Origin of the sequence: Streptomyces lacrimifluminis (genome assembly GCF_014646095.1) — a bacterium.
Taxonomy (GTDB): domain Bacteria; phylum Actinomycetota; class Actinomycetes; order Streptomycetales; family Streptomycetaceae; genus Streptomyces; species Streptomyces lacrimifluminis.
This window is the reverse complement of sequence record NZ_BMMU01000005.1, coordinates 150444-173346: the sequence shown is the minus strand read 5'-3', so window position 1 is coordinate 173346 and position 22903 is coordinate 150444. Positions and strand designations below refer to the sequence as shown.

Annotated in this window: 23 protein-coding genes; 16 read left to right on the top strand and 7 right to left on the bottom strand. The window is 70.2% G+C overall.

The annotated features are described in order from the left end of the window. Window positions 1-163: 163 nt before the first annotated feature. From IEY89_RS10725 to IEY89_RS10705, 5 genes are read left to right on the top strand one after another with little or no spacing between them, the layout of a single operon-like run. Complete coding sequence (locus tag IEY89_RS10725) at window positions 164-1810, top strand: peptide ABC transporter substrate-binding protein (protein WP_189147088.1); 1647 nt, start codon at window positions 164-166, stop codon at window positions 1808-1810. Between the two features lie 54 nt (window positions 1811-1864). Beyond that, the gene (locus IEY89_RS10720) at window positions 1865-2788 is read left to right on the top strand and encodes an ABC transporter permease (RefSeq protein WP_189147087.1); all 924 of its coding nucleotides are present in this window, start codon (window positions 1865-1867) and stop codon (window positions 2786-2788) included. Next, on the top strand, window positions 2781-3776 hold the full coding sequence (locus tag IEY89_RS10715) for an ABC transporter permease (protein WP_189147086.1): 996 nt from the start codon (window positions 2781-2783) through the stop codon (window positions 3774-3776). Before IEY89_RS10720 ends, IEY89_RS10715 begins: the two co-directional genes overlap by 8 nt. Before the next feature lie 8 nt (window positions 3777-3784). Next, window positions 3785-4768, top strand: coding sequence for an ABC transporter ATP-binding protein (locus tag IEY89_RS10710; protein WP_189147085.1), 984 nt, complete (start codon window positions 3785-3787; stop codon window positions 4766-4768). Continuing rightward, window positions 4761-5843: an ABC transporter ATP-binding protein gene (locus IEY89_RS10705; RefSeq protein ID WP_189147084.1), complete on the top strand. Its 1083-nt coding sequence runs from the start codon at window positions 4761-4763 to the stop codon at window positions 5841-5843. The genes IEY89_RS10710 and IEY89_RS10705 overlap by 8 nt, the downstream gene beginning before the upstream one ends. A gap of 161 nt (window positions 5844-6004) precedes the next feature. On the opposite strand, the gene IEY89_RS10700 is transcribed toward IEY89_RS10705, so the two are convergent. After that, entirely contained in the window at window positions 6005-8122 is a 2118-nt protein-coding gene (locus IEY89_RS10700; RefSeq protein ID WP_189147083.1) for a S9 family peptidase, read from the bottom strand. A gap of 174 nt (window positions 8123-8296) precedes the next feature. Between IEY89_RS10700 and IEY89_RS10695 the strand changes: the two genes are divergently transcribed. Then, window positions 8297-8491, top strand: a complete 195-nt coding sequence (locus IEY89_RS10695) for a hypothetical protein (protein ID WP_006375723.1) — start codon at window positions 8297-8299, stop codon at window positions 8489-8491. Window positions 8492-8609: 118 nt separating this feature from the next. Here the strand turns inward: IEY89_RS10695 and IEY89_RS10690 are convergent, their stop codons facing one another. Together IEY89_RS10690 and IEY89_RS10685 are read right to left on the bottom strand one after the other, a co-directional pair. Further along, a complete protein-coding gene (locus IEY89_RS10690; protein WP_189147082.1) occupies window positions 8610-8822 on the bottom strand; it encodes a DUF397 domain-containing protein in 213 nt (70 codons plus the stop codon). Beyond that, window positions 8819-9694 (bottom strand): helix-turn-helix domain-containing protein, encoded by an 876-nt coding sequence (locus tag IEY89_RS10685; protein ID WP_189147081.1) that lies wholly within the window; start codon window positions 9692-9694, stop codon window positions 8819-8821. Before IEY89_RS10685 ends, IEY89_RS10690 begins: the two co-directional genes overlap by 4 nt. 158 nt (window positions 9695-9852) lie before the next feature. Here IEY89_RS10685 and IEY89_RS10680 point away from each other — a divergent pair, with 158 nt between their 5' ends. The 7 genes from IEY89_RS10680 (at window position 9853) to IEY89_RS10650 (ending at window position 16073) form a co-directional block, all read left to right on the top strand. After that, complete coding sequence (locus IEY89_RS10680; protein WP_189147080.1) at window positions 9853-10332, top strand: ATP-binding protein; 480 nt, start codon at window positions 9853-9855, stop codon at window positions 10330-10332. 399 nt (window positions 10333-10731) lie between these two features. After that, window positions 10732-11565 carry a helix-turn-helix domain-containing protein gene (locus tag IEY89_RS10675; protein WP_373287225.1) on the top strand — a complete coding sequence of 278 codons (834 nt, stop codon included), beginning with the start codon at window positions 10732-10734 and terminating at the stop codon, window positions 11563-11565. Beyond that, a complete protein-coding gene (locus IEY89_RS10670) occupies window positions 11562-11765 on the top strand; it encodes a toxin-antitoxin system HicB family antitoxin (protein WP_189147079.1) in 204 nt (67 codons plus the stop codon). The genes IEY89_RS10675 and IEY89_RS10670 overlap by 4 nt, the downstream gene beginning before the upstream one ends. Continuing rightward, window positions 11762-12067, top strand: a complete 306-nt coding sequence (locus tag IEY89_RS10665) for a type II toxin-antitoxin system PemK/MazF family toxin (RefSeq protein WP_189147078.1) — start codon at window positions 11762-11764, stop codon at window positions 12065-12067. The genes IEY89_RS10670 and IEY89_RS10665 overlap by 4 nt, the downstream gene beginning before the upstream one ends. A gap of 92 nt (window positions 12068-12159) precedes the next feature. Continuing rightward, window positions 12160-13047: an N-acetyl-1-D-myo-inositol-2-amino-2-deoxy-alpha-D-glucopyranoside deacetylase gene (gene mshB / locus IEY89_RS10660; protein ID WP_189147077.1), complete on the top strand. Its 888-nt coding sequence runs from the start codon at window positions 12160-12162 to the stop codon at window positions 13045-13047. Beyond that, window positions 13047-13502, top strand: a complete 456-nt coding sequence (locus IEY89_RS10655; RefSeq protein ID WP_373287224.1) for a DUF6113 family protein — start codon at window positions 13047-13049, stop codon at window positions 13500-13502. Before mshB ends, IEY89_RS10655 begins: the two co-directional genes overlap by 1 nt. 156 nt (window positions 13503-13658) lie before the next feature. Beyond that, the gene (locus IEY89_RS10650) at window positions 13659-16073 is read left to right on the top strand and encodes a hypothetical protein (RefSeq protein WP_189147076.1); all 2415 of its coding nucleotides are present in this window, start codon (window positions 13659-13661) and stop codon (window positions 16071-16073) included. A gap of 146 nt (window positions 16074-16219) precedes the next feature. On the opposite strand, the gene IEY89_RS10645 is transcribed toward IEY89_RS10650, so the two are convergent. Both IEY89_RS10645 and IEY89_RS10640 read right to left on the bottom strand, forming a co-directional pair. Next, window positions 16220-17083: a transglutaminase-like and tetratricopeptide repeat-containing protein gene (locus IEY89_RS10645; RefSeq protein ID WP_189147075.1), complete on the bottom strand. Its 864-nt coding sequence runs from the start codon at window positions 17081-17083 to the stop codon at window positions 16220-16222. A 17-nt stretch (window positions 17084-17100) separates the two neighbouring features. Then, the gene (locus IEY89_RS10640) at window positions 17101-18099 is read right to left on the bottom strand and encodes a GNAT family N-acetyltransferase (RefSeq protein ID WP_189147074.1); all 999 of its coding nucleotides are present in this window, start codon (window positions 18097-18099) and stop codon (window positions 17101-17103) included. 141 nt (window positions 18100-18240) lie between these two features. Between IEY89_RS10640 and fdxA the strand changes: the two genes are divergently transcribed. Both fdxA and IEY89_RS10630 read left to right on the top strand, forming a co-directional pair. Next, window positions 18241-18567 carry a ferredoxin gene (fdxA, locus tag IEY89_RS10635; protein WP_189147073.1) on the top strand — a complete coding sequence of 109 codons (327 nt, stop codon included), beginning with the start codon at window positions 18241-18243 and terminating at the stop codon, window positions 18565-18567. A 132-nt stretch (window positions 18568-18699) separates the two neighbouring features. Then, entirely contained in the window at window positions 18700-19791 is a 1092-nt protein-coding gene (locus IEY89_RS10630) for a bifunctional succinyldiaminopimelate transaminase/glutamate-prephenate aminotransferase (RefSeq protein ID WP_189147072.1), read from the top strand. An 88-nt stretch (window positions 19792-19879) separates the two neighbouring features. Here the strand turns inward: IEY89_RS10630 and IEY89_RS10625 are convergent, their stop codons facing one another. Beyond that, window positions 19880-20320, bottom strand: a complete 441-nt coding sequence (locus IEY89_RS10625) for an ATP-binding protein (RefSeq protein ID WP_189147071.1) — start codon at window positions 20318-20320, stop codon at window positions 19880-19882. A 318-nt stretch (window positions 20321-20638) separates the two neighbouring features. After that, entirely contained in the window at window positions 20639-21616 is a 978-nt protein-coding gene (locus tag IEY89_RS10620; RefSeq protein ID WP_189147070.1) for a VldE C-terminal domain-containing protein, read from the bottom strand. A 174-nt stretch (window positions 21617-21790) separates the two neighbouring features. Here IEY89_RS10620 and dapE point away from each other — a divergent pair, with 174 nt between their 5' ends. After that, window positions 21791-22870 (top strand): succinyl-diaminopimelate desuccinylase, encoded by a 1080-nt coding sequence (gene dapE, locus IEY89_RS10615; RefSeq protein WP_189147069.1) that lies wholly within the window; start codon window positions 21791-21793, stop codon window positions 22868-22870. Window positions 22871-22903 lie beyond the last annotated feature (33 nt).

The window sequence follows — 22903 nt, the reverse complement described above, 5'->3', positions numbered from 1 at the left end:
CTTTTGTCCTTTGACCCAGGGCTGGTGCGCCACGTGGGTCAGCTTTGGACGGCCATGACCAAAGCGGGAGGAAAACACGGACGGGCCGAGTAGACGTGCGCTATGGGTGCTATCAACCGATATTGGCCGGTAACGGTACGGCGCACTGAACTGGAGGCACTCCATGCGTGGAGCCACGCACGCCCGATGGGCCGCATGCGCGGTGGCGGTAGCCCTCACGGCGACCGCCTGCGGGGGCGGTGACGACGACAGCGGTGGCGGCAGCGGCACCGGTGACGGCTCCGGCATCCTCAGCTCGTCCTGGGGCGACCCGCAGAACCCGCTGGAGCCCGCCAACACGAACGAGGTGCAGGGCGGCAAGGTCCTCGACATGATCTTCCGCGGACTGAAGCGGTACGACGCCAGGACCGGCAAGGCCAACGACATGATGGCCGAGAAGATCGAGACGACCGACTCGCAGAACTTCACCGTCACCATCAAGGACGGCTGGAAGTTCAGCAACGGCGAGGCCGTCACCGCCAAGTCGTTCGTCGACGCCTGGAACTACGGCGCCAGCCTGAAGAACAACCAGAAGAACGCCTACTTCTTCGGCTACATCGACGGCTACGACAAGGCGCACCCCGAGGACGGCAGCAAGCAGACCGCCGACACCCTCTCCGGGCTCGTGGTGACCGGCACCAACACCTTCACCGTCAAGCTCAACCAGAAGTTCTCGACCTTCCCCGACACCCTCGGCTACGCGGCCTTCTCGCCGCTGCCCCAGGCCTTCTTCAAGGACCACGCGGCCTGGGTGAGCAAGCCCGTCGGCAACGGCCCGTACGCGATCGACTCGTACACCAAGGGCTCGCAGATGTCCCTGCGGAAGTGGGACGCCTACTCCGGAACGGACAAGGCCCGGAACGGCGGCGTCGACCTCAAGGTCTACACCGACAACAACACCGCCTACACCGACCTGATGGCCGGCAACCTCGACCTCGTCGACGACGTGCCCGCCGCCCAGCTGGGGAACGTCAAGAGCGACCTCGGTGACCGGTACATCAACACCCCCGCCGGCATCATCCAGACCCTCGCCTTCCCGTTCTACGACAAGGACTGGGCCAAGCCCGGCATGGAGAAGGTCCGCACCGGACTCTCCCGCGCGATCAACCGCGAGCAGATCACCGACACCATCTTCCAGAAGACCCGCACCCCCGCCGGCGACTGGACCTCACCCGTCCTCGGCGAGGAGGGCGGCTTCAAGGCGGACCTGTGCGGCGACGCCTGCGAGTACGACCCCGAGGAGGCCAAGAAGCTCATCGAGGAGGGCGGCGGGTTCCCCGGCGGCCAGGTCAAGATCTCGTACAACGCGGACTCCGGCTCGCACAAGCAGTGGGTCGACGCGGTCTGCAACAGCGTCAACAACGTGCTCGACAACGACAAGGCCTGCGTCGCCAACCCGGTCGGCACCTTCGCCGACTTCCGCAACCAGATCACGCAGTCCAAGATGTCGGGCCCGTTCCGGGCCGGCTGGCAGATGGACTACCCGCTCATCCAGAACTTCCTCCAGCCGCTCTACTACACCAACGCCTCCTCCAACGACGGCAAGTGGACCAACAAGGAGTTCGACAAGCTCGTCGACGAGGCCAACGCGGAGACCGACCAGGCCAAGGCCGTCGACCTGTTCCAGCAGGCCGAGGAGGTGCTGCGGGACGACATGGGCGCCATCCCGCTCTGGTACCAGAACGGCAGTGCCGGCTACTCGGAGCGCCTCTCGAACGTGGCCCTGAGCCCGTTCAGCCTGCCCGTGTACAGCGAGATCAAGGTCAGCTGAGCCGCCGGGGGCGGGTTTCCCGGAGCGCCCGCCCCCACTATCTCCGGAGCCCTCATGGGACGGTATGTGATCCGGCGTCTGCTGCAGATGATCCCGGTCTTCATCGGCGCCACACTGTTGATCTTCCTGATGGTGAACGTGATGGGCGACCCCATCGCCGGCCTCTGCGGCGACCGGCAGTGCGACCCGGCCACGGCCGCCCAGCTCCGCAAGGAGTTCGGCCTCGACAAGCCCGTGTGGCAGCAATACCTGACCTACATGGGCAACGTCTTCACCGGCGACTTCGGCACCGCCTTCAACGGCCAGAAGGTCACCGAGCTGATGTCGACGGCTTTCCCCGTCACCATCCGTCTCACCGTCGTCGCCGTGTTCTTCGAGATCGTCATCGGCATCACCCTGGGCGTGATCACGGGCCTGCGCCGAGGCAGGCCCGTCGACACCGGCGTCCTCCTGGTCACCCTGGTCGTCATCTCGGTGCCGACCTTCGTCACCGGTCTCCTGCTCCAGCTGCTGCTGGGCGTCGAGTGGGGCTGGATCAAGCCCTCCGTGTCGACGGACGCCACCTTCGACGAACTGATCGTGCCGGGCCTGGTCCTGGCCTCCGTCTCGCTGGCCTACGTGACCCGCCTGACCCGCACGTCCATCGCCGAGAACAGACGCTCCGACTACGTCCGTACAGCGGTCGCCAAGGGTCTGCCCCGGCGCCGGGTGATCACCCGCCACCTCCTGCGCAACTCGCTCATCCCCGTGGTCACCTTCATCGGCACGGACATCGGCGCGCTGATGGGCGGGGCGATCGTCACCGAGCGGATCTTCAACATCCACGGCGTCGGCTACCAGCTCTACCAGGGCATCCTCCGCCAGAACACCCAGACGGTCGTCGGCTTCGTGACCGTCCTCGTCCTCGTCTTCCTGGTCGCCAACCTGCTCGTCGACCTCCTGTACGCCGTACTCGACCCGAGGATCCGCTATGCCTGAACCCCAGTCCACGGGCGACAGAGGCGCACCCGAGGGCGCCATGGCCGCGACCGGCATGGGCGGCGCCATGGACCTCGCCACCAGCGAGGCGGAGACCTTGGAGAAGGGGCCGGGCGCCGGGCCAGGAGGGGACCCGGCCGACAAACCTCGCTCCCTCTGGTCCGACGCCTGGCTCGACCTGCGCCGCAACCCCGTCTTCATCGTCTCCGGGCTGATCATCCTCTTCCTGGTGATCATCTCGATCTGGCCCTCGCTGATCGCCTCCGGCAACCCGTTGAAGTGCGACCTCGCCAACGCCCAGAAGAGTTCCGGCCCCGGCCATCCCTTCGGCTACGACGGCCAGGGCTGCGACGTCTACACGCGCACGGTCTACGGTGCCCGTACGTCCGTCACGGTCGGCGTCTGCGCCACGCTCGGGGTCGCGGTCCTCGGGTCCGTCCTCGGCGGGCTCGCCGGGTTCTTCGGCGGGACCTGGGACTCGGTGCTGTCCCGGATCACCGACGTCTTCTTCGCGATCCCGGTCGTCCTCGGCGGCCTGGTCCTGCTCTCCGTGGTGACCAGCTCGACGGTCTGGCCGGTCATCGGGTTCATGGTGCTGCTCGGCTGGCCGCAGATCTCCCGGATCGCCCGCGGCTCGGTCATCACCGCCAAACAGAACGACTACGTCCAGGCGGCGCGCGCCCTCGGCGCGTCCAACTCCCGCATGCTGCTGCGCCACATCACGCCCAACGCCGTGGCGCCCGTGATCGTCGTGGCGACCATCGCGCTCGGTACGTACATCGCGCTGGAGGCCACCCTGTCGTACCTGGGCGTCGGTCTGAAGCCGCCCACCGTCTCCTGGGGCATCGACATCAGCGCGGCCTCCCCGTACATCCGCAACGCCCCGCACGCCCTCCTGTGGCCGTCCGGAGCGCTCGCGGTCACCGTGCTCGCGTTCATCATGCTCGGCGACGCGGTGCGCGACGCCCTCGACCCGAAGCTGAGGTGACCGGCGCCATGCTCCTCGAAGTACGCGACCTCCACGTGGAGTTCAGAACCCGGGACGGGGTCGCCAAGGCCGTCAACGGCGTCACCTACAGCGTGGACGCGGGCGAGACCCTCGCCGTGCTCGGCGAGTCCGGCTCCGGCAAGTCGGTGACGGCCCAGGCGGTCATGGGCATCCTGGACACCCCGCCCGGGAAGATCACCGGCGGCGAGATCCTCTTCCAGGGCAAGGACCTGCTCACCTTCAAGGAGGAGGAGCGCCGCAAGGTCCGGGGCGCCCGGATGGCGATGATCTTCCAGGACGCCCTGTCCTCCCTCAACCCGGTCCTCTCCGTCGGCGACCAGCTCGGCGAGATGTTCACCGTGCACCGCGGACTGTCCCGAAAGGACGCCAGGGCCAAGGCGATCGAGCTGATGGACCGCGTCCGCATTCCAGCGGCTGCCCAGCGCGTACGCGACTACCCGCACCAGTTCTCCGGAGGCATGCGCCAGCGCATCATGATCGCCATGGCGCTGGCCCTGGAACCGGCCCTGATCATCGCCGACGAACCGACGACGGCCCTCGACGTGACGGTCCAGGCCCAGGTGATGGACCTCCTGGCGGAGTTGCGGCGCGAGCTGGACATGGGCTTGATCCTCATCACCCACGACCTGGGAGTCGTCGCGGACGTCGCCGACCGGATCGCCGTCATGTACGCGGGCCGGATCGTCGAGTCGGCGCCGGTCCACGACATCTACAAGGCGCCCGCCCACCCGTACACCAAGGGCCTGCTGGAGTCGATTCCGCGCCTCGACCAGAAGGGCCGCGAGCTGTACGCCATCAAGGGCCTCCCGCCGAACCTGATGAACATCCCGCCGGGCTGCGCCTTCAACCCGCGGTGCCCGATGGCCCGGGACATCTGCCGCACGGACGTACCCCCGCTGTACGAGGTGGACTCGGAAGACGGGGTGCGCACGAGCGCCTGCCACTTCTGGAGGGAGACGCTCGATGCCTGAGACGTCCGAGGCGATCCTCGAAGTGAGCGGACTCGTCAAGCACTACCCGCTCACCCAGGGCATCCTCCTCAAGAAGCAGGTCGGCGCCGTCCGGGCCGTCGACGGAGTCGACTTCACACTCGGCGCCGGCGAAACCCTGGGCATCGTCGGCGAGTCCGGCTGCGGCAAGTCGACCGTGGCCAGGATGCTGGTCAACCTGGAGAAGCCGACGGCCGGGACGATCCTGTACAAGGGCGATGACATCACCAAGCTGTCCGGCCGAGCCCTGAAGGCCGTACGCCGCAACATCCAGATGGTCTTCCAGGACCCGTACACCTCCCTCAACCCCCGTATGACGGTGGGAGACATCATCGGGGAGCCCTACGAGATCCACCCCGAGGTCGCGCCCAAGGGCGACCGGCGCCGGAAGGTCCAGGACCTGCTGGACGTGGTCGGCCTCAACCCCGAGTACATCAACCGCTATCCCCACCAGTTCTCCGGTGGCCAGCGCCAACGCATCGGTATCGCGCGGGGGTTGGCACTGCGCCCCGAGATCATCGTCGCCGACGAACCGGTGTCGGCGCTCGACGTCTCGGTGCAGGCGCAGGTGATCAACCTGATGGACCGGCTCCAGAGCGAGTTCGCCCTCTCGTACGTCTTCATCGCCCACGACCTGTCGATCGTCCGGCACATCTCGGACCGGGTCGGGGTGATGTACCTCGGCCGGATCGTGGAGACGGGCCGTGACGCCGAGATCTACGACCACCCGACGCACCCCTACACCCAGGCACTCCTCTCCGCCGTGCCCGTCCCCGACCCCGAGGCCCGTGAACGCCGGGAGCGGATCATCCTCACCGGTGACGTGCCCTCGCCGGCCAACCCGCCCTCCGGCTGCCGCTTCCGCACCCGCTGCTGGAAGGCGCGGGAACGGTGCGCCCTGGAGGTTCCGCTGCTGACGGTCCCCGCCGAGTTCCGGCGGACGACGGGACCGGCGGCACATGACTCTGCCTGCCATTTCGCGGAGGAGAAGCGGGTGGTGCCGATCGGGGAGCCTCCTGCGGACGCTGCGGACGATCTTGCTGACGGGGCGAAATAAGCGCATAAGTATGCACGAACCGCGTTAACACGGAGGCAACTTGGCCGACCCGATCTCGATATACGGACGGTCCACTCTGAGAAACGTACGGCCGTGCGGGTGCCGTAAACGGGCCGGGGCTCGCCATGTAGCCCCGGCCCGTTGCCGTACCTGCACGAGCCCTAGATCAGCCCCAACGCCCTCTTCAGGAAGTCCACCTGAAGCAGCAGCAGGTTCTCCGCGACCTGTTCCTGCGGGGTCATGTGGGTGACGCCCGACAGGGGGAGCACCTCGTGCGGGCGGCCCGCGGCCAGCAGGGCCGAGGACAGACGCAGGGCGTGTGCGAAGACCACGTTGTCGTCGGCGGTGCCGTGGACGACCATCAGCGGCCGGTGCGGCTCGGCGGGGGACGAGAGACCCCCGTCGGTGACGAGCGAACTGTTCGCGTACGCCTCCGGTGCCGCGCCCGGGTCGCCGAGATACCGCTCCGTGTAGTGCGTGTCGTACAGCCGCCAGTCCGTCACCGGGGCGCCCGCGATGCCCGCGTGGAAGACGTCCGGGCGCCGCAGCACCGCCAGTCCCGCGAGCCAGCCGCCGTACGACCAGCCCCGGATCGCCACCCGGGAGAGATCGAGCGGGTGGCGCTCGGCGAGGTCCCGCAAGGCGTCGACCTGGTCGTCCAGCGACAGCGTGAAGTCACCGTGGACGGCTTTCTCCCAGGCCGGCGACCGCCCCGGCGTACCCCGCCCGTCGGCCACGACCACCGCGAAACCCTGGTCGGCGAACCACTGCGAGGTGAGGTGCGCGTTGTGTGCGGCGACCACCCGGGGGCCGTGCGGACCACCGTAGGGGTCCATGAGGACAGGGAGGGGAGTGACGCCGTCGTAGTCGCTCGGCATAAGCAGGGCGCATGGAATTCGGCGTGCGCCCCCCTCGGTGAGGGTCATGCGCGGGGACAAACCGGGGTCTTCGGCGTACGAGGTGACGGTCGCCGCATGCTTCCCGTCCCGGAGCACCTGCACCTGGGCCCCCGGCCGGTCCGGCACCGCCGACACCAGCACGGTCACGCCCCCGGCGCGAACCGCCGAGTGCGCGCCTGGCTCTTGCGAGACGCGCTCATGCCCGAGCTCATTCACTCGATAGACGTGCACTTCGCCGATCTCGGTGCCGACCGCCGCCTCGCCTGCCGACGCGGCCACGAGTACGTCGTCGGCCGACACGTCCAGCACCGCCCGGACGTGCAACTGGGCTCCTGTCAGGGGCCGTTCACCGACCGCCAGCACCCTGGCGCCACCCTCGTCGGAGATGCGCACAAGCTGTCCGGAGGGGCTCCAGCAGGGCACGCCAGGGAAAAGATCAAGCCAATGTGGATCTTCCTCCGCGTGGACCATCCGGGTTGTCCCCGATTCCGGGTCCACGGCCAGGAAGAGCTGCCCGCGCTGGTCCCGCGACTGGACCAGAATCAGCGGCGCACCCGCCCCTGACCAGTGCACACGCGCCAGATAGGGGTACTTCTTCCGGTCCCAGACGACCTCGGTGCGCACCCCTTCGAGGGTGAGTACGAAGAGCCGTACCTCCGCGTTCAGGGTGCCCGCCGCCGGATACGCGACCCGTTGCGGTTCCCGTTCCGGATGCGCCGGATCGGAGATCCACCAGCGGTCCACGGGCGCGTCGTCGGCCCGTGCGACCAGCAGCCGGTCGGACTCGGGGGACCACCAGAAGCCGCGCGAACGGGCCATCTCCTCGGCCGCGATGAACTCGGCCAGCCCGTACGTCACCGTCTCCGACTCCGGTTCCGCGAGCGCGTGGTCCCGCTCGCCGGCCAGGTCGGTGAGGCACAGGGCGCCGTCCGCGACGTACGCGACGAGGCGACCGTCGGGGGAGGGACGCGGGTCGATCACCTGTCCCCGGGCGGGGATCTCACGCACCGTCCCGGCCTGCAGTTCGGCCACGAAAAGCCGCCCGGACAAGGCGAAGGCGGCCAGTTCGACGGCCGAGTCGGTGGCGTATCCCACGATCCCGGCGCTGCCCTCCCGGCTGCGCTCCCGACGCGCCCGTTCCTCGGCGGACAGCTTCTCGTCGGCCCCGCCGAGGAGCACGAACGGGTCGGCGGCGACGCGCTCACCACCCCCGGGGAGATCAAGCACCCACAGCTTGTTCGCCCGGTCGGTACCGGCGGAGGACCGCAGGTAGGCGACCCGCGAACCGTCGGGCGCCACGGCGAAGGCCCGGGGCGCGCCGAGCGTGAATCGCTGGGTGCGGGCGTGCCGACGGGGGAAGGAGACAGGCTCGGTCGTCATGCCCCGACCATATTGGCCATGCGCCCCCTTGTGCGGCCGTGCGCCGACCGATGCGCGCGGGCGAATAGTTATGATCACTGGCGGCGAGTGGGTATGAACCTGCTGGCCACTGTATGGATGTACTGCCCCCATAGTCCGACCCCCGGTCCCTGGGCCCTTTGGAGGTGAGCCGCCGTGGCGCTCTCGATTTCGGCGGTAGTGCTGCTGGCGATCATCGTCTTCTTGCTGATCAAGAAGTCGGGACTCAAGGGAGGGCATGCCGTCGTCTGCATGCTGCTGGGGTTCTACATGGCCTCATCGACCTTCGCCCCGACGATCAGCGACCTGACGACAAGCATCGCGGGCATGATCGGCGACCTCAAGTTCTGAACCCGGGCTTGCTGGGCAGCGCCTGGGCGGGCTGCCGGTGGGTTGAGGTGGGCTCCGGTGGGTGCGTGACCGGAGCCCGGCTTCGGGCGCCTCTACGGCTGTCAGCCGCTCTCGGCGATCAGCGTTCGGTCGGGTACGACACGAAGGCTGACCAGGCGGTGGGCGCGAAGGCCAGACGAGGGCCGCGCTCTGTGTTCTTGGAGTCGCGGACGTGGATCGTGCCGGGGACAGTGGCGACTTCGACGCAGGAGTCGCCTTCACTACTGCTGCTGTAGCTGCTCTTGAACCACGCCAGACCGGAGGCGCCCTCGGTCGAGGTGTTGCGGTTCATGTGTCCCCCAGCAGTTGTTCGATGAAGGCCGCTGATTCACGCGGGGTGAGAGCCTGGCCTCGGATGATGCCATATCGCAGTTCAAGGATACGGAGCTGCTTCGCATCGGAGACCGGTCGGCCGTTGGCCACCACTGGCGAACGACCCACTGCCGTACCGTCCGCGAACTTCAACACCTCGATGCCTCCGGCCAATCCGGCGTGTTCCTCGCGATCCATCGGCATCACCTGGAGCTCGACGCCTCGCAACTGCCCTGCCTTGACAAGATGTTCGAGCTGCTGGCGCAACACCGCCCGTCCTCCAAGGGGGCGCCGAAGCGTCCACTCCTCCACAACGAAGCCGAGTTCAGGCGCCGGATCCCGTTCGAAGACGGACTTGCGGGCCACCCGCGCCGCGAAGAATCGCTCCACCTCGCTCGCGGTATAGGCGGGGCGACGCATCATGAGCAGGGCCCGTGCGTACTCCGGTGTCTGCAGCAACCCGTGGATGTTCAGCGGATCGTAGAGCTGGAGCTCGACCGCCTTGGACTCCAGCTCGGCGATGGCCCGTACCTTCTTCGGGTACCGGACCTTCTCCAAGTCCTCGTTCATCGCGGAGAGCAGCCCGCCCGCGCCCAGCACCTCGTCTGCCTTCACCATGTACTCGGGCCGGGCGATCCGCTTCCCGCCCTCGATCTTGTAGACGATGTCCTCGCCGTACCCGAGCGCCCTGCCGAAGTCGGCGGCCCGCATCCCCGCCGCCTCCCGGCGCAGCTTGAGTTGACGTCCGACGGTCGCCACGACCGCCACACCCCATTCGTCGTCCGGGTCGACCTCCCAACCCGTCTCGTCCGCCTCGCCCTTGAGCTGTCCCGCGTCGCTGTCCACGCTCATGCCGCGCCCCTCCGTCGTACCGCGCTGTACGTTGCCCCCGCCTTACCCGCGCGACCCGTCCCGACAGCCCGGACACGACCGGACAAGCTCCGGACAGTCACCGTACGCAACGGCGGAGTCACTGCCCACGGTAGGCGTGTGCAGCCACTCTGAGTGACGTGAACCAACAAATGGCCGCCCCCGAGGCCCAACCCGAGCACGCCTTCCGCAACTTCAGCGTGCGGCTGTCACCCACGCCCCGCGGCGCCCGCCTGGCCCGGCTGCTCACCGCCGAGCAACTGCGCTCCTGGGGACTTCCCCTGGACCCGGCCCGCCAGATCGTTGCCGAACTGGCAGCGAACGCGGCCACCCACGGACGCGTCCCGGGCCGCGACTTCCGGCTCACTGTGTACGTCATCGGCGCCACCCTGCGCATCGAGGTGACCGACACCTGTGGTGACCGACCGCCGTGTCCTCAACCTCCGTCCGACGACGCGGAGTCCGGGCGGGGACTCGCTCTGGTCGAGGCGCTTGCCGACCGGTGGGGGTGGGGTCCGGGGCTGCGCCCGCGCAAAACGGTGTGGGCGGAAATCGCTGTCGCACCGGAACCCAGCTCCCCGTGTTCCGGTCCGACCAGCGGTCTTTCCAAAGAAACGTAGGGAGAAAGAAACCAACCAAACCCCACCCCTCCCGCCCGCCTGCCGGGACGGCCACCGCGCGCCTCACCGCCGCCACCGCGCAAACTCACTCGCCCGAGTGAACATCGCCAACTCGGCTGGATCTGCCACCGGTTGCCTGCCCTACGCTCAGCGCAGCACCACCACCAGCACGGACTTCACGACAACCGAAGACATGAGACGGCCCTCGCCGGGATTGCACTCCCAATGCGAGGGCCTGACCACCAAGGAAGACGGAACCTTCCCGATGGACACGAAAAACCTTAGCGTGCCCTCGCACGCCCAAGCCCGGATCCCGGGCAAGAACCACCCCCACCGGCGCCCGAACTCAGGCGTCTCGGGTGTCGTCCACGACAACGCCCGCCAACCACCCGCTTCACGGTGATCGGCAACCACCTCGCCCAGCACCCCGAGCTGTCGCTGCTCGCGATCGGGCTGGGCGCCCACATCCAGTCGCTGCGAGCTGGTTCCCCCGTCGACGTCAAGAGCCTCGCCAGGAAGTTCCCCGAGGGCCCGGACCGTATCGCCGCAGCCCTGCGCGAACTCGAAACCCACGGCTACCTGCGCCGAACCCGCGAACGCACCACCGGCGGCAACATCGTCACCCGCACGGTCTCCTGCAACCAGCCCGGACACCGCACCGGGAGGCACCCGGATCGCCGTACGGAGCCCGAACCGGGACCGGAGGCCGCCGAGTCGGCTCCCCGACCTGCTCGGCCTCCGCACCCCGTCACCCCCGGCCCGCCCAAGCAGCGCACCCCGCGCAAGCCCCTCCCCGCCGTACCGCAGCCCGCGTACAAGGGACCGGGCCTCCTCCAGGCCGCCACCGACCTCCTCGCCGGCCTCCGCCGTCTCGACCCCGACCTGCTCCTGTCCGCCTGCGACACGGCCCACCTCGCCCCCAACGTCGCCGCCTGGCTGGAGCGCGACGTCAGCCCCACCGCCGTACAGCACGCGCTGATCAGCGACCTCCCACCCGAAGGCATGCGCCGCCCGGCCGCCTTCCTGGCCCACCGACTCGCCGCCCAGCTACCGCCCCCGGCGCCGTACCGCGCACCGGCCGCGCCCACCGCGGTCCGGTACCCGCTCCAGACCTGCGACGGCTGCGACCGCGCGTTCCGTTCGCCCGAACCCGGTCGCTGCCGCGACTGCCGAACCGATCCCACCGGGAGAACCTTCACGGTGCACGGCGCGACGACTAAAGTGGTGGCATGAGTGTATTCACAGTTCGCATACCAGATGATCTCGACGCCGAAGTGCGCAAGGCTGCGGCTGACGCGGGGCTTTCGCTGAACGCCTACATGGTCCGCACCCTGCGCGAGCAGACACTCCGGGAGGCGCTGGCCGCTGTGGACAGTGAAGGTGTTCTGCTGGTCGACACCGGTGACGACGATCCGGCGGGGGACATCCGTTGAAGCGAGGCTCGGTCTGGGAGGTTCCGGTCGGCGAGGCTACTCGTACGGTCGTAGTGCTCTCCATCGACGAGGTGAATACGAAGTTCCAGGCAGCCGTGTGTCTGCTCCTGCATCCAGCAGGCGCCTACCCAGACACACTGGTCTCCGTGCCAATCACCGATCCGGTGCAAGCAGTCGTAGTTCCCGTGAACATCACCCAGTACGCTGCCCGGCGCTTCGAGAACGCCAAGCAACTGGGCGCGGTGACGCCCGAGACGATGGAGCGCATCGAGCGTGCCGTTCGTTCCGTCCTCGACCTGTAGAGGCCCTCGACGACGATGCCGACGGTGACCGATAGGAGTGAGGGCGGGCAGGCGGCATCGGCCCAACCCCCGCCGCCTCGTAGGCTGACCCCATGACGGAACCACCCGACCGGCGTCTCCTTCTGGTGCACGCGCATCCGGACGACGAGTCGATCAACAACGGCGCGACCATGGCCAGGTACGCGGCCGAAGGCGCCCGGGTGACCCTGGTCACCTGCACCCTCGGGGAGCGGGGCGAGGTCATTCCGCCGGAGCTCGCGCATCTCAGCGGTGCCGCCCTCGGCGCGTACCGGCAGAGTGAGCTGGACGCGGCGATGCGTGCCCTCGGTGTCGCCGACCACCGGCTGCTCGGCGGACCCGGCCGGTACGGCGACTCCGGGATGATGGGGCTCGCCGACAACGACGACCCCGGCTGCTTCTGGCAGGCGGACGTCGACGAGGCGGCCGGGTACCTCGTCGAGGTGATCCTCGAAGTACGCCCCCAGGTCGTCGTGACGTACGACCCGGACGGCGGCTACGGCCACCCCGACCACATCCAGGCCCACCGCGTCGCCATGCGCGCCGTGGAGCTGGCCGCCGAGGCCGGCTGGAGCGTCGCCAAGGTCTACTGGAACCGCGTGCCCCGTCCGGTCGCGGAGGAGGGCTTCGCCCGGCTTCAGGAGGCGCTGCCCGGCCTGCCCTTCGCCAAGGCCGGGGCGATCGACGACGTACCGGGTGTCGTGGACGAGGACCGCGTCACCACGGCCGTGGACGGCACCGCGTACGCCGCCGCCAAGGCCGCCGCGATGCGCGCCCACGCCACGCAGATCGAGGTGGCCGAGCCTTGGTTCGCCCTCTCCAACCAGCAGGCCCAGCCGCTCTTCACCGACGAGTACTACGAGTTGGTACGTGGTGAGCGCGATGAGGGTGTTGAGCGTATTCCTGTGCGTGAGACCGATCTGTTCGACGGGATCGCAGTGACTGCGGAGGGTGGTGCGTGATGAGTGCGAACGGGAAGGCCCCCGCCGGTGAAGCCCGCGGGAAGGCTGCGGCCGGGGGCAGTCTGATGGCTCAGCCGCTCGTCGGGCCCGCTCCGGGGCGTGCTGCGGGCTACCTGGGGCTCTTCGCCCTCGGGGTCGTCGTGGGGGCCGCCGGCGGGCTCCTCCAGGCCGCGTGGTTCCCGGGCGGGCTGCTGCTCGCGCTGGGTGGGGCGGCCGGGCTGTTCCTCGGGGGGGCGCGTGCCGTCGGGACTCGCGCCGGGGCGGTCGCGCCCGCGGCCGGCTGGATGGTCGCCGTCATCCTGCTCACCGCCAGCCGCCCGGAGGGAGACTTCCTGTTCGCCGCGGGAGTCGGCTCGTACCTCTTCCTCCTCGGCGGGATGGCCGTCGCTGTGATGTGTGCCACGCTCGCCCGCACGGGGCAACCGGACGCTCCCGACGTCCGACTTGGCAAGTGACGTACTACTTCGCCGCCGCAACCGCGTGGGGGTCCGGTGACGGTTTCTCCGGCGGTCGTGGGATACGTGCCGGACACGGCCAGTATGGTGGTGCGCGCCGCCGAGCTGCCCGCGTGAGGTCGCGTCGGGCGGCGGAGCCAACCGGGAGAACCTGCCTTGAGTCGTGAAACTGACAGTCCGTCCTCCGGGCCCAACGGGCGCGGAGGTGCCGCCTACCCCTCGGGGACACCGCCGTACGGCACGCCCATGGCGTCCGACGGCGGTGCGGACGCGGGCCGTTCGGCCGCGGAGCCGGACGGGCCCAAGACCGAGACCACGCTGACGACCCGGATCCGGATCAACATCCCGGGATCCCGGCCGATTCCGCCGGTCGTCGTCCGGACGCCCGTCGCGGACACCGGGTCCGCCGAGGAGACCGGGACGCATGCGCGGCCCGGGCCGGGAAGCGACGGCAGAACGCCGGGCGCGCACCAGTCCAACGGTGCCGCCGAGCCGGCCGCCGAATCCCCGGGCCAGCCCGGGGAGAAGACCAGCGACTGGTTCGCGCCGCGCAAGTCCGGTGCGCCCAAGGGCGGTCCGGGCAGTGGCGAGAGCAACGGGGCAGGTCTGCCGGGTGCTTCGGGCCCCGCGCCCGCAGGTGCCCGTCCAGGCGGCCCCAACGGCACAGGTTCGGCGGGCACTTCACCCCCCCGCGTTCCCAACGGCGTTGGTTCCTCGGGCTCGCGCCCCGGTCTGGGAGTCATGGGCGCCGCGGGCAACGCGGGCGGCCCACGCGCCGCCGGTGGCGGCACGAAGGGTTCTGCGCTCGGCGGTGCCACCGGCGCCGGTCCCGTGGCGCCTGGGCACGGCGGCGGCACCGGTTCCTTCGACGTGTCCGCGCTGGCAGCCGGGGCGGCTCCGTCGCCGGGCACGTCTGCCTACCCGCCGGCCGGCAACCCCCGTAACCAGGGTGGTCCTGGCGCTGCGGCCGGAGTTCCCGACGGCCGTGGCGAGCCGCGCCGCGACGACCTGCCGTACTTCTCGGACAACGGCCAGGCCGGCCAGGCCGGTCAGCTTGGCCAGGCCGGTCAGCTCGGCCAGAACGGCCAAGGCGGCCCAGGTGGTCAGAACGGCTTCGGCGGTTCGGGCAACGGTTTCGGCCCGCAGCACGACTTCTCCGCCCAGAACGACTTCACGGCGCCCAACGACTTCGGCGACTTCGGTGGTCCGAACGGCCAGAACGGCTTCGGCGGGCCCGGTGGCCCGGGTGGACGCGGCCCCGCGGGCCCGACCGGCGGTCCCGTCACCGGAGACGGCCCGGTCGTCCCGCCCTTCGTCGGCGACGGCCTCATGGCCGCCGGTGGCGGGACGGGCGGGCTCAGCGACGACACCGCGATCCTGACCCCGCAGAAGCATGTCCCGGACCCGGGCGCCGACGGCTACGGCGGTTACGGCGGCTCCGTGGACAACGTCTCCAGTTCCACCCTCACCAGCGCCATGCCCGTCGTCCCGGCCGACCGGAACTCCCCGTTCGCGCCGGGCACGCACTCCGACGGGCCGCTTCCGCACACCCCGCCGAAGCTGCCCGAGCCGGTGTCGCCGAGCGTGCCCGCGGCTGCCGCGCCCCAGGGCAAGAAGGCGAAGAAGAAGGGCCGCAGCAAGCTGACGCTGCTGTTCGTCGCCGCCTTCCTCATCGCCGGTGGCGCGTACGGCGCGGGGCTGCTGATGAACCGCTCCGACGTGCCCAAGGGCACCACCGTGTTCGGCGTGGACATCGGCGGCGGCACCCGCGACGACGCCGTCAAGCAGCTCGACGATGCCTTCGACGACCGGATGACACAGCCGCTGAAGCTGTCCGTCGACGGCAGAACGGTCGAGCTCAAGCCCGACCAGGCGGGCCTCCAGTTCGACACCCAGGCCACGGTCCGGGCGGCTGCCGTCAGCGACTACAACCCGGTGTCGGTGATCGGCTCGCTCTTCGGGCAGCAGCGGGTCGTCGAACCCGTCATGCCGGTCGACGAGGAGAAGCTGGCCGCCGCGCTCCAGCGGGTGGCCGGCGGTGCCACCTCGGCGAGCGACGGCACGATCAGATTCGTGTCCGGCAAGGCAGTCGCCGTCTATGGCAGGGCCGGCAAGGCCATCGACGCCGCCGCAGCCGCGGAGTCGGTCGAGAACGCCTACCGCAGCCAGGTGGAGAGCGGCACGAGCACGCCGATCAAGGTCCCCACCAAGGAGCAGGAGCCGACGATCTCGAACGCGGAGGTCGACCGGATGATGAAGAAGTTCGCCACCCCGGCGATGTCCGCCAACGTCACCGTCCGCGTGGACACCGGCGCGCCGGAGCTGGAGTTCAGCCCGAGGAACTCCCTGTGGAAGTTCCTCCAGGTGAAGCCGGTCAACGGCACACTCGTCGAGGCGTACGACAAGGAAGCGCTCAAGGAGCTGTACGGCAGCACCTTCAGCCAGGTCCTGATCCCGCGCGGCAACGGCAACAAGACCCCGGTCACCGTCGAGGACGTGATCGGCGCGTTGCGCCCGGCCCTGGTCAGCACGACCGACCGGGTCGGTGTCATCGAGACCAACCCGTCGTAGCCGCTCGGGCAACCAGTACGTACGTCAGGAGGGGCGCCCGGAGACATCGGGCGCCCCTCCTGACGTACGGGCACGTCACCCTCGTACGCCGACCTGCGGGGAGCCGTGCGACCAGCCACAGCTCACCCGCACCCGGAAACACCATCTCAGTTCAACCTGGCCCGGGCCGCCCGGGCCTGCCCCCGCATCCGCTCGGCCGCCGGCTGATCAAACGTGGAAACAACCTCCGCATACCCCTCAAGCTCAGCCGCACCAGCCAGAAACTCCCCCCTCCGCACCAGCAACTGAGCCCGCTCGTACCGCAGTCGAGCCGGATGCGAAGGCAGCAGCAACGCCAACTCCACCGCCCACAGGGACACTTCCGACCGCTCCGGCCGCGCCGCCCCCCACGCCCGGACGTTGTTCAGCACCCGCAGCACCACATCCAGCGGATCCGCGGGCGCCAGCATCGACGGATCCAGCGCCTCCCCGGTGGCCCCGGCCACCAGCAACTCCGCGTCGCCCCCGCTCAACACCCGTCCCCCGTCGAAGGGATCGGCAAGCACCTGCTCGTCGACCGGGCCGAACCCCACGACGAAGTGCCCCGGCAGCGCCACCCCGTACACCGGCGCCCCCGCCCGCCGCGCGACCTCCATCCACACCACGGACAGGAGAATCGGCAACCCCCGCCGCCGCACCAGCACTTCGTGCAGCAGGGAGGACTCCAGCCGCTGATAGTCGGCGGGGCTGCCACGGAACCCGTGGCGCTCGCCCAGGAGGTCGCGCATGGCCGTCGCCCACGCGTGCGGCCCGCCCGGCCGGAACGGCAACTGCCCGGCCAGCCGGTCGAGTTCCATCTGCACACCGTCGATTCCGGCCTCGTCGAGCGCCCGGTCAGCGACCGCGCCCATCAGCAGACACAGCGTCGTCAGATCGGGCCGCCCGGACCGGGCCTCTTCGGCGAACCGCCGTCGCAACTCGGCGGACCGTCCGGGCTCCGGAGGATGTGGCAGGGGATGAGGGAAACGCATAGCAGGCCCGTGCCCTCTCACACCGATCGATAGTGGTGGTAGGAGTGATGCGCCGCGAACCCCGTCCCGGCGTACAGCGCCCGCGCCCCCGAGTTGTCGGCCTCCACCTGGAGCCACGCGGCCGACGCCCCCTCCTCCAGCGCCCGCCCGGCCAAGGCTGCCATGACAGCCGTCGCCAGCCCTCGCCGCCGCTGGGCGGGATCCACCTCGACGGCGCCGAACCCGGCCCAGCGCCCGTCCACGACACACCGCCCGATGGCCGCCGGCGGCTCGCCCTCGACGCCGGGCACGGTCGCGAACCACACCGAGGGTCCGCTCCCCAGCACCGCCAGCGCCACGTCGCTCACACCCTTGCGCTGATACCGCGCGAGCCACGCCTCGTCGGCCTCCCGCGACAGCACCACCGCACCCGCGTCCCCCTGATCGGCGACGGGCGCCAGCCCACCGACCCACAGCTCGGCCGTCACCTCGCGCGTCCACCCGCGCTCCTCCAGCTCCGCGCACAGCAGTTCCTGCGTGCCCTCGGCGCCGGTGGCGGTCTGGACGTAGGCGGGCAGGCCGCGCTCGCCGTACCAGCGCCGTACGACGGTCAGCGCCTCGTCGAGCGGGAGGCCGGGGTCGCCGGCCGGCAGCACCGAGTTGGCCCGCCGGGTGAACCCGGAGGCCGCCCGCAGCTCCCACGCGCCCAGCCGCTCGCTCTCCACCGGCTGCCAGGACCGCGCGGAGACCCGCGCCAGCTCCTCGTACGAGGCGGCGGGACCGCGGCGGCGGGCGGGTGCCGCCGGGACGACCTTGCCCGCCACCAGGGACGCTTCCGCGACCCGGACACGCTCGCCGTTCCGCCGTGTGATCAGAAGCACACCGGCGTCCTTGTCCCATGATGTGAGAACACCGACCGTGTCGGTGAACCTCTCACCACCCGGGGCTTCTTCGTTCAGCCGTCGAACAGAGACACGTTTGCCCACGTCAGCAGCGGTGATGCGGACCTCAAGACGGCCGGCCGCGGAGATTTCCACAGGTCAGTTCACCCCTCCTGTATGGATCATGCCCAGGAACGGAGATACTAGGTGCGGGCATCGACGACGCCGCGCTCCCGCGCGCCAGGTGGCGGAGCCTGAAGACGGCTCGCCAGCGCCCTATCGAGGAGGAACGACAGCGTGACCTACGTCATCGCGCAGCCTTGTGTCGACGTCAAGGACAAGGCGTGCATCGAGGAGTGCCCGGTCGACTGCATCTACGAGGGCTCCCGGTCCTTGTACATCCACCCGGACGAATGCGTCGACTGCGGAGCCTGTGAGCCGGTCTGTCCGGTCGAGGCGATCTTCTACGAGGACGACACTCCGGAGGAGTGGAAGGACTACTACAAGGCGAACGTCGATTTCTTCGACGAACTCGGCTCGCCCGGTGGCGCCAGCAAGCTGGGACTGATCGAGCGCGATCACCCCTTCATCGCCGCGCTGCCGCCGCAGAACCAGACCGGCTGAGAGCGGCCCGCAGAGCCTGCGCCGCCTCGGTCCCGTACGGCCTGATCGTCTTGATCGCCGTACGGGACCGAGGCGTTTGCCGTACGCGTGTCCGTACGCACGCACTTCGTACTCGAAAGTGAGCCAGATCCCGTGTCCGCAGTCTCCGACCGCCTCCCCACCTTCCCCTGGGACAAGCTGGAGCCGTACAAGAAGACGGCCGCCACGCACCCGGACGGCATCGTCGACCTGTCGGTCGGCACGCCGGTCGACCCGGTCCCCGAGCTGATCCAGAAGGCGCTGGTCGCCGCGGCCGACTCGCCGGGCTATCCGACGGTCTGGGGCACGCCGGAACTGCGCGACGCGCTCACCGCCTGGGTCGAGCGACGGCTCGGCGCCCGGGACATCACCCACCGGCACGTCCTGCCGGTCGTCGGCTCCAAGGAACTGGTCGCCTGGCTCCCCACGCAGCTGGGCCTGGGCCCCGGCGACCGGGTCGCCTACCCGCGTCTGGCCTACCCGACGTACGAGGTGGGCGCCCGCCTGGCCCGCGCCGAGTACGAGGTCTACGACGACCCCACGGAGCTGGACCCCACGGGCCTGAAGCTCCTCTGGCTCAACTCGCCCTCGAACCCCACGGGCCGGGTGCTGAGCAAGGAGGAGCTGACGCGGACGGTCGCCTGGGCCCGTGAACACGACGTGCTGATCTTCTCCGACGAGTGCTACATCGAGCTGGGCTGGGAGGCCGACCCGGTCTCCGTGCTCCATCCGGACGTGTGCGGCGGCTCGTACGAGGGGATCGTGTCCGTCCACTCCCTGTCCAAGCGCTCCAATCTCGCGGGCTACCGCGCCGCCTTCCTCGCCGGGGACCCGGAGGTCCTCGGCCCGCTCCTGCAGATCCGCAAGCACGGCGGCATGATGACCTCGGCGCCCACGCAGGCGGCGGTCGTGGCAGCGCTCGGTGACGACACGCATGTGCGCGAGCAGCGCGAACGGTACGTGGCCCGTCGTACGGCCCTGCGCGAGGCCCTGGTGCGGCACGGCTTCCGTATCGAGCACAGCGAGGCCAGCCTCTACCTGTGGGCCACCCGGGACGAGTCCTGCTGGGACACCGTCGCCCACCTCGCGGACCTGGGCATTCTGGTCGCGCCCGGCGACTTCTACGGCACGGCCGGCGAGACCTTCGTCCGCGTGGCCCTGACGGCGACCGACGAGCGGGTGGCGGCGGCGGTCGCCCGCCTGTAACCGGCCCGCACACCGACAGCCGTACGACGGAGGGGCCCGGGGAAGATCCCCGGGCCCCTCCGCCATCACCTGGTCACCGCTGCTCGGGTCAGCCCAGCGGCAGGCCCTGCAGGGGCAGCTGGCCGGCGCCCGGCAGGCCCTTCGTGGGGAGCGCGTCCGTGGGCAGGCCGCCCTTCGTGGGGAGCGCCTCCGTCGGCAGGCCGCCCTTCGTGGCCGCCTCCGCGGTGTCGCCGAGGACGGCACCGGCGTCGCCCGTCGCGCCGCCGGTCGCCTTCTGTGCGGCGGGCGTGGACTTCTTGACCGCGTCTCCACCGGTCTGGCCCGCGAGACCGGAGACGTTCTGAGCCGCGCCGTCGACGGTGTTGCCGACGTTCGCCCCGTCCAGGGCGGTCAGGCCGCCGAGGTTCGGCGTGGCGGGCAGCCCGGCGGGCGCCGCGCTGGCGGAGCCGGCCGCACCGACCCCGGCTGCCGCTCCCGCTGCGACGAGCAGCGCTGCACGGGCGATCCGGCGGGTCAGGGGGAGGGACATGATGCTCCTGAGTGTCGGTTGACTGTTGATCGTCCGGACTCGGACGCAGTGACTACCGCTCGAAGGCCCGTGAAGTTGCGGCGCCCCAACGTAAAGAGTTGGCAATGCGTCGCATTATCGGCTGCGGATAAAAACGGGCAAAAGCCACCCGGTCCGACAGTCGGGTGAATCCTTGTGACGGGTTGCAGCCCTTTGTTCGCAAGGGTTCTGACGGACAGTGCGCGGATGTGGGGGCGACTCGACTAAAACCCGAGCAGACTCCCGCCGGGACCCGGCCGGAGCAACCCTCCCGGGTGACGTCCCGCACTCCTGCCCGTACTACCGGGCGGTGACGATCCGGACCGCGTCCATGCCCTTGTCCGTGCCCTTCGCCGCCTCGACCGGGCGCCACTCGCTGTCGGTGTTGCCGGCCGTCCAGCGGCGCCCCGCGTACGAGACGCTCTCGATGTGCAGCGCGGAGGCGTTGGCCACCGCCCAGTGCGCCAGCTGCCAGCCGCGCTGACGGACCGTCGTCCCGGCGGCCGTGTCGGTGTCCGAGGGCACCGGAAGCGTCACGGTCCGGCGCTCGGCCGCCGTCGTCGCGGTGGGGGAGGGGGTGGGCGTGGCGGCGGCCTTCCCGCCCACCTCCGCGCCGGCCACGTCGAGCACCTCGCGGCCGAAGTCCCGTACGAGTGCTGCCCGTACGGCGTCCGGGCCGCCGGTCGGCGTGGCGCCCGGGCGGCCTTCACAGGTCAGGGTGGCCGCCGCGCGGCCGGTCAGGGCCGCCGCCAGCAGCGTGGCGTCCGGCTCGTGCTTGGCGTACGCCTGCGGATAGCCGCTGCGCTGCACGCGCTGCGCGGCCACGGTCAGGGGGAGGCGCGTATAGCCGGAGACCTTGACGAGATGGTCGTAGAACTCGCCCGCCGAATAGGTCGGGTCCAGGATCTCCTTCGCCGTTCCCCAGCCCTGCGAGGGCCGTTGCTGGAACAGGCCCAGTGAATCCCGGTCGCCATGGCCGATGTTGCGCAGCCCCGACTCCTGGAGGGCGGTCGCCAGCGCGATGGCCACGGCCCGTTCGGGCAGTCCGCGCGCGGTACCGACCGCGGTGATCGTCGCCGCGTTGACCGCCTGCTCGGGGGTGAACTCGTAGGTGGCTCCGTCGCCGCCCGCCGAGACGACCTCGCAGGCCGGATCTCCGGTGCCGCCGGTGACGTACTGCACCGCGAGATAACCCGCGACGGCGAGCAGCACGAGGAAGGACGCCCCGCGACGGAGGAGGCGGCCACGACGCGTCTGGGTGGGGGACGACTCCGGCATCCGTCCAAGGTACTGGAGAGTAGGGAGTGCGGCTTGCGTGTCGGGTGAGGAGCGGGGTCGGAAGAGGGTGAAGGGGCGGTGTGCGGTGGCCCGGTGAGGCGGTGAGGCGGTGAGGCGGTGAGGCGGTGGGGCGGTGTGCGGTGGTTCGGTGGGGCGGCGCGTAGGGTCGTCGGCATGGCCGATACCCCGCTTGACCTCACGTTGGACGCCGCTCGCCTGACCGCGTGGCTCGTCGACTTCCCCTCGGAGAGCGGCAGCGAGAAACCGCTCACGGACGCGATCGAGGCGGCCCTGCGCGCCCTGCCCCACCTCACGGTCGAGCGGTACGGCAACAACGTCGTCGCGCGGACGAACCTGGGCCGTGCGCAGCGCGTGATCCTGGCCGGCCACATCGACACGGTCCCGATCGCCGACAACGTGCCGTCGCGGCTGGACGACGACGGCGTCCTGTGGGGCTGCGGCACCTGCGACATGAAGTCGGGGGTCGCTGTGCAACTCCGGATCGCGGCCACGGTGACCGAACCGAACAGGGACCTGACGTTCGTCTTCTACGACCAGGAAGAGGTCGCGGCCGACCTGAACGGTCTCAAGCACGTGGCCGAGGCGCACCCGGAGTGGCTGGAGGGCGACTTCGCTGTCCTGCTGGAGCCGTCCGACGGCCAGGTGGAGGGCGGCTGCCAGGGGACGCTGAGGGTGCTGCTGAGGACTGCGGGCGAGCGGGCCCACTCGGCGCGCGGCTGGATGGGCTCCAACGCGATCCACGCGGCGGCCCCGATCCTGGCCAAGCTGGCCTCGTACGAGCCGCGTTACCCGGTGATCGACGGCCTGGAGTACCGGGAGGGCCTCAACGCGGTCCGTATCGGGGGCGGAGTGGCGGGCAACGTCATCCCCGACGAGTGCGTGGTGACGGTCAACTTCCGCTACGCGCCCGACCGTTCGGAGGCAGAGGCCCTCGCGCACGTACAGGAGGTCTTCGCGGACTGCGGAGTCGCGGAGTTCGTCGTCGACGACCACAGCGGCGCCGCCCTCCCCGGCCTCTCCCATCCCGCGGCGGCGGCCTTCATCGAGGCGGTGGGCGGCACGCCGCAGCCCAAGTACGGCTGGACGGACGTGTCCCGCTTCAGCGCGCTCGGCATCCCCGCGGTCAACTACGGCCCGGGGAACCCGCACTTGGCGCACAAGCGGGACGAACGGGTGGAAACCGGGAAGATTCTCGCGGGCGAGGAACGGCTGCGGGCCTGGCTGACGTCATGAACCGGCAGGGGGACGTGGCGGCGCTGCATGGCG

Coding starts and splice junctions, on each gene's coding strand:
- IEY89_RS10725 (WP_189147088.1), top strand. CDS start 164: ATGCGTGGAGCCACGCACGCCCGATGGGCCGCATGCGCGGTGGCGGTA.
- IEY89_RS10720 (WP_189147087.1), top strand. CDS start 1,865: ATGGGACGGTATGTGATCCGGCGTCTGCTGCAGATGATCCCGGTCTTC.
- IEY89_RS10715 (WP_189147086.1), top strand. CDS start 2,781: ATGCCTGAACCCCAGTCCACGGGCGACAGAGGCGCACCCGAGGGCGCC.
- IEY89_RS10710 (WP_189147085.1), top strand. CDS start 3,785: ATGCTCCTCGAAGTACGCGACCTCCACGTGGAGTTCAGAACCCGGGAC.
- IEY89_RS10705 (WP_189147084.1), top strand. CDS start 4,761: ATGCCTGAGACGTCCGAGGCGATCCTCGAAGTGAGCGGACTCGTCAAG.
- IEY89_RS10700 (WP_189147083.1), bottom strand. CDS start 8,122: ATGACGACCGAGCCTGTCTCCTTCCCCCGTCGGCACGCCCGCACCCAG.
- IEY89_RS10690 (WP_189147082.1), bottom strand. CDS start 8,822: ATGAACCGCAACACCTCGACCGAGGGCGCCTCCGGTCTGGCGTGGTTC.
- IEY89_RS10685 (WP_189147081.1), bottom strand. CDS start 9,694: ATGAGCGTGGACAGCGACGCGGGACAGCTCAAGGGCGAGGCGGACGAG.
- IEY89_RS10670 (WP_189147079.1), top strand. CDS start 11,562: ATGAGTGTATTCACAGTTCGCATACCAGATGATCTCGACGCCGAAGTG.
- mshB (WP_189147077.1), top strand. CDS start 12,160: ATGACGGAACCACCCGACCGGCGTCTCCTTCTGGTGCACGCGCATCCG.
- IEY89_RS10655 (WP_373287224.1), top strand. CDS start 13,047: ATGAGTGCGAACGGGAAGGCCCCCGCCGGTGAAGCCCGCGGGAAGGCT.
- IEY89_RS10645 (WP_189147075.1), bottom strand. CDS start 17,083: ATGCGTTTCCCTCATCCCCTGCCACATCCTCCGGAGCCCGGACGGTCC.
- IEY89_RS10625 (WP_189147071.1), bottom strand. CDS start 20,320: ATGTCCCTCCCCCTGACCCGCCGGATCGCCCGTGCAGCGCTGCTCGTC.
- IEY89_RS10620 (WP_189147070.1), bottom strand. CDS start 21,616: ATGCCGGAGTCGTCCCCCACCCAGACGCGTCGTGGCCGCCTCCTCCGT.
- dapE (WP_189147069.1), top strand. CDS start 21,791: ATGGCCGATACCCCGCTTGACCTCACGTTGGACGCCGCTCGCCTGACC.